Consider the following 5,141-nt stretch of genomic DNA (forward strand, 5'->3'; position numbering starts at 1 on the left):
GGCGGTCGCGCTGGGCCTGCGCCGCTGCCCGGGACCGCAGCACCAGGATCACGCCGACCGCGCTGACCGCCATACCGACAGCCGCGAGAAGAGTGATCGGCACCCCGAACATCAGCCACACCCACACCATGGTGGTGGGCGGGGTGAGGTAGAGCAGGACGCTGGCCACCGTGGCGCCCCTGGTGCGGGTGACGAACACGTAGAGGACGTACCCGCAGAGCGTGGAGAGGAACACCAGCCAGGCCACCGCCACCCAGAACTCGGGCTCGGCCGGCACCGCGCCCTGCCCGGCCAGCAGCATCGCGGCGACCAGGGCCACCGCCGCGACGACCGACTGCATGGTGATGGACTGGAGGAGGGTCTCCGTGGGCCTGAGACGCTGGGTGAGGACCGTCCCCGTGGCCAGACTCAGCATCCCGGCCACCGGGAACAGGTAGGCCCACCACGGGGCACTGCCGGCACCCAGGCCGCCCGAGACCACCACCACGACGCCCGCCATTCCGAGCAGCATGCCGATCCACATGACCGGTGTGGTCCGTTCCCCGAGGAACCTGCCCGCGACCGTCGCCACGAGTAGTGGCTGCAGCGCCGCGATCAGCGCCGCCGTCCCGCCGTCGACGCCGCGGGCGACGCCCTCGAAGATCATGAACAGGAACACGGCCTGACTGAACAGACCCAGCACCGCCTGCCGCGCCCACGCCCTCCGGTCGGTCAACCGCACGCGGAGCACGAGGCAGACCGAGAGCAGCAGGAGCCCGAGGATCGAGAACCGCCAGCCGAGCAGCTGCAGCGAGGTCCCACCGGTCCGGGTCCCGAGCTCCGCGCCGACGTAGCCCGAACTCCACATGATCACCAGTGCCACCGACGCCAGATGGCCGGCGTTGCGGCGGAGCGCATCTCGAGCGGGCTGGGACATCGGCACAGCCTACGAAGCGGCCGGTCTCGTCGTCGTCGTACCGTCGGCCCCACCCCCGACCCCCGCGCACGACATCCGGCGGCGGGGGCGACGGCGGGCGGGCATTCCCCCACGCCGACGATCACCGTTCCGGCCTCGAGCCGGGTGCCTGTGCGGCGCACTCTTCCCATACTGTGTGCCACACAGTACCGTGTGAGGCATGAGCGACGGAGTGGACGCGGTGCTGGGGACCCACCTGCAGGAGCTCCGGCGCGGCTCGGTGGTGCTGGCGAGCCTGCTGGCCTGCATGCGACCGCGCTACGGGTACGCCCTGCTCACCACGTTGGCCGAGGCCGGGATCTCGACCGAGGCCAACACCCTCTACCCACTGCTGCGCCGCCTGGAGGGTCAGGGGCTGCTCACCTCCACGTGGCGGACGGAGGAACCCCGACCCCGCAAGTACTACGAGACCACCGCGCTCGGTGCCCAGACCGCCGAGCTGCTCCACTCCGAATGGCAGGCGCTGGGCGCCTCCTACACCGATCTGCGGAAGGCGGAGACGTGATGTCCACACTGACCGATCGCTACATCGCCGAGGTGGTCCGGCGGCTGCCGGGCAGCACGAGCGACGACATCTCCGCCGAGATCGCCGCGACCATCGACGACATGGTCGCGGCCGAGCTCGACCGGCACGGCGACGGCGCCGCGGCTCCCGACCCCGACTCGATCGAGCGCGCCGTGCTCGGTCGGCTCGGTGACCCCGCCGCGCTGGCGCGTCGCTACTCGGGCGCACGGCACTACCTCATCGGGCCCGAGGTCTACCCGGCGTGGCTGCGTGTCCTGCGCTGGCTCATGCCGATCGTCGGCGCCCTGGCGGCGCTCACGAGCGCGATCGTCTACGTGGTGACGGCCCCACAGGCCGAACTGGGCGGCCTCATCGGTGAGGTCGTCAGCGGGGTGGTGTCCGCCCTGCTGTGGGCGTTCGCGGCCTGGACCCTGCTCGTGGTGATCGTCGAGCGGACCACGCCCGAGGGGGGCCGCAACCCCTTCACCACGTCGACCGCGTGGGACCCGTCGGACCTCGACCATCCGCGGGTCCGGCCGGACACCCGCATCGACGCGATCGTCTCGTTGAGCCTCCTCGCGCTGCTCGCCGCCGTGCCCTTCGTGCCGTCGACGTTCCTCTACATCGGACACCTCAACGGCGGCGAGACGGTGGTGAACCCGGACATCCCCACCGTCTGGCTCGCGGGCTACCTGGCCCTGATCGGGGTGCTGGCGCTGGTGCAGATCCGGCGCCTGGCCCGCCCGGGCAGGTCCCGGCGGCGACTGGCCGTCGAGGTGGTCACCGACATCGTGTTCGGCGCCTTCCTCACGATCCTGGTCCTGACCCAGGAGTCGGTGATCCACCCCGACCTCGTCTCGGCCGACGGGGACGAGCTGCCGGCCGCGGCGATCCGATGGAGTGTCGTCGCGACCGTCTGGGTGATCGTGATCTGGGACCAGGTCGAGACCCTCCGGGCGCATCGGCGGGACACGGCCGCGACCCGGTGAGTCGTGGGCGGGGGGACGAACGACCAACGCCCCCGTCCGCGTGGACGAGGGCGCTGCCGGTACCGCTGTTGTGCGCCCGAAGGGACTCGAACCCCTAACCTCTTGATCCGTAGTCAAGTGCTCTATCCATTGAGCTACGGGCGCATTATTCATCTGTCGTGCCAGTTCAACCGGTCACCCGGTGCTCCGGCATGGCGGAGGCGAGAGGATTTGAACCTCCGGTCCCCTTTAAGGAGGACAACTCATTAGCAGTGAGTCCCATTCGGCCGCTCTGGCACGCCTCCTGGAGGCTCTGCTGAGCCAACGAGGGATAACAGTACACACCGGTCGGCGCGGTGCGCAAAACGGCCGGACACCCCGCCGTCATCCGGTGGTCCTACTCTGTACGCATGTCCCCCGACGTGCGCAGCGACCTCGACGCCATCCCCTCCTACGTCCCCGGCGCCACCGTCCCGGGAGCGGTCAAGCTGGCCTCCAACGAGACCACCGCGGGACCGCTGCCGAGCGTGGCGGCCGCCATCGTGGACGCCGCGGCCGGGGTGAACCGCTACCCGGACATCACCGCCGGAGCGCTGGTGTCCCGGTTGGCGGAGTTCCTCGGGATCCCGTCGCGCAACATCACCGCGGGCTGCGGCTCGGTGGCGCTGTGCCAGCAGCTCGTCCAGGCGGTGTGCGCACCCGGGGACGAGGCCCTCTACGGCTGGAGATCGTTCGAGGCCTACCCCATCATCGCGCGCATCGCGCACGCCGTCCCCGTCCCGGTCCCGAACCGGGCCGACGGCACCCTGGACCTCGAGGCGATCGCCGACGCCGTGACCGACCGGACCCGGCTGATCTTCGTCTGCACCCCCAACAACCCCACCGGGCCGGCGGTCTCCCACGCCGAGCTCACCGCGTTCCTCGACCGCGTTCCGGAGCGGGTCACGGTGGCGCTGGACGAGGCGTACTACGAGTACCTCCGATCCGACGACCCGGTCGACGGCGTGGCCGAGTCCATGGCCAGGCCCAACGTCGTGGCTCTGCGCACGTTCTCCAAGGCGTACGGCCTGGCGGGGCTGCGCGTGGGCTACCTGACCGGGCCGGCGGACCTGGTGGTGTCGGTGGGGAAGATGGTCGTCCCGTTCTCGGTGAGCTCGCTCGCCCAGGCCGCCGGGATCGCCTGCCTCGACGCGGGCGACGAGCTCCGCGCCCGCACGGATGCGGTGGTGGCCGAACGCACGAGGGTCCGGGACGCGCTGATCGATCTCGGCCATGCCGTGCCGGAGAGCCAGGCCAACTTCGTGTGGCTGCCGCTCGGTGACGCCGCGGCCGAATTCGACTCGCACTGCCGCGACCACCTCGTCGTCACCAGGTGCTTCGCCGGCCACGGGGTGCGGGTGACGATCGGCGACCCGGTCGAGAACGACCGCCTCCTGGACGCCGCACGCGCTTTTGTGACCGGAACGTGACTGTTCCGGCGGGCTCCCGTGACCTCACACCGGCACAGTGGGCAAGGTTCGCGTGCGCAGAGCGGTGCTCCCGCTGGTGATCACGCGTGCCCGCGACGGATCGACACCGAAGGACATCGAAGGAGCCGGATGAGACAGCAGAGTTCATGGGACGACATGAACTCCTCGCTGGTCGGCACCCGCGTATGGTCCGGCTCACCATCCCCGGCGGACCACCACGGACCGGGCTCCCCCTCGCTCCGCCGGACCGCGATCGTCACACTGGTGATCGTGGCCATCGGCGCCCTGGTCCTCACCCTCGCCGCCACCCCGCTCGCCGGTGCCCGCACCGGCGAGTCCGGCCGACCCTGGACGCCCTCGGAGGAGACGCAGTCGGTGCGCATCCTCGGCATCGGCGAGTTCTCCGGTGCGTTGACCCGGCCGGTGGGGTTCCAGGGCCAGCTCCGGGACGGCTCGGGAAACGTTCGGCCGGCGGGCGGTGGGGCCCACCTTGCCGCCACGGTGGGCAAGCTGCGCGACCAGGCCGGTGACGCGATGCTGCTGGCCACCGGTGACTCGATCGGTGGGACCGCTCCGGAGGCGGCGCTGCTGGGCGACCGGCCGACGATCGAGTTCTTCAACCGTCTCGGCGTGGACGGCGCCGGAGTCGGGAGGCGCGAGCTCGAGAAGGGGGCCGACCACGTCCGCTCCCTGGTCCGTCCGGGGTGCCGCACCGAGCAGGACTGCCGGGTGGACCCGCCCCTGCCACCGTTCCGCGGCGCGGCCTTCCCGTTCCTGGCCTCCAACGTCGTCCCCTCCCCCGACGCGGCTCCCACCTTCCCGTTCGCGATCCACCGCATCGGCGACGTCCGCGTGGGGGTCGTGGCCGTCACCCTCCCCTCCGACAGCGCCCCGGAGACGACGACCCGGCTCGCCGACCCGGTCAAGGCGGTCAACGAGACCGTGGAGGCGCTGCAGTTCCTCGGCGTGGAGGCGATCGTGGGCCTGGTGCAGTCCACCACCGTGCACGGCAACCTCGATCCCGGCGCCTGCCCCGACGAACTCACCGAGCTGGACCTGGTCAAGCGCCTGGACCCCGCCGTCGACGCGCTGATCGTCGGCGCCTCGGGCGGTCCCGCGACCTGCCGGGTGCGGGACGCGGAGAACGACGAGCGGGTGGTGGTGGCGCCCGCGTCCCACGGTCGGTCGGTCACCGTCGTCGACCTCGCCGTCGACCCCGCCACCGGCGACGTGATCCGCCCGCA

4 protein-coding genes, 2 tRNA genes and 1 pseudogene are annotated in these 5,141 nt (G+C 71.5%); 4 read left to right on the plus strand and 3 right to left on the minus strand.

Going from position 1 to position 5,141, the window contains the following annotated elements:
• On the minus strand, positions 1-916 hold a 916-nt coding region (locus G6020_RS12500; RefSeq protein ID WP_182610845.1), incomplete at its 3' end, for a DMT family transporter.
• Positions 917-1,115: 199 nt separating this feature from the next.
• Here G6020_RS12500 and G6020_RS12505 point away from each other — a divergent pair.
• Positions 1,116-1,460, plus strand: coding sequence for a helix-turn-helix transcriptional regulator (locus G6020_RS12505; protein ID WP_031265220.1), 345 nt, complete (start codon positions 1,116-1,118; stop codon positions 1,458-1,460).
• Entirely contained in the window at positions 1,460-2,449 is a 990-nt protein-coding gene (locus G6020_RS12510; RefSeq protein WP_182610846.1) for a hypothetical protein, read from the plus strand. Before G6020_RS12505 ends, G6020_RS12510 begins: the two co-directional genes overlap by 1 nt.
• Positions 2,450-2,520: 71 nt before the next feature.
• Here the strand turns inward: G6020_RS12510 and G6020_RS12515 are convergent.
• A tRNA-Arg gene (locus G6020_RS12515) sits at positions 2,521-2,593 on the minus strand.
• A 48-nt stretch (positions 2,594-2,641) separates the two neighbouring features.
• Positions 2,642-2,733: transfer RNA gene (locus G6020_RS12520), tRNA-Ser, on the minus strand.
• Between the two features lie 105 nt (positions 2,734-2,838).
• Between G6020_RS12520 and G6020_RS12525 the strand changes: the two genes are divergently transcribed.
• On the plus strand, positions 2,839-3,897 hold the full coding sequence (locus G6020_RS12525) for a pyridoxal phosphate-dependent aminotransferase (protein WP_182610847.1): 1,059 nt from the start codon (positions 2,839-2,841) through the stop codon (positions 3,895-3,897).
• A 129-nt stretch (positions 3,898-4,026) separates the two neighbouring features.
• A pseudogene (locus G6020_RS12530) lies at positions 4,027-5,141 on the plus strand (bifunctional metallophosphatase/5'-nucleotidase); the annotation flags it as partial.

This window comes from Dietzia sp. B19 (assembly GCF_014145155.1).
In the GTDB taxonomy this organism is placed as follows: Bacteria; Actinomycetota; Actinomycetes; order Mycobacteriales; family Mycobacteriaceae; genus Dietzia; species Dietzia natronolimnaea.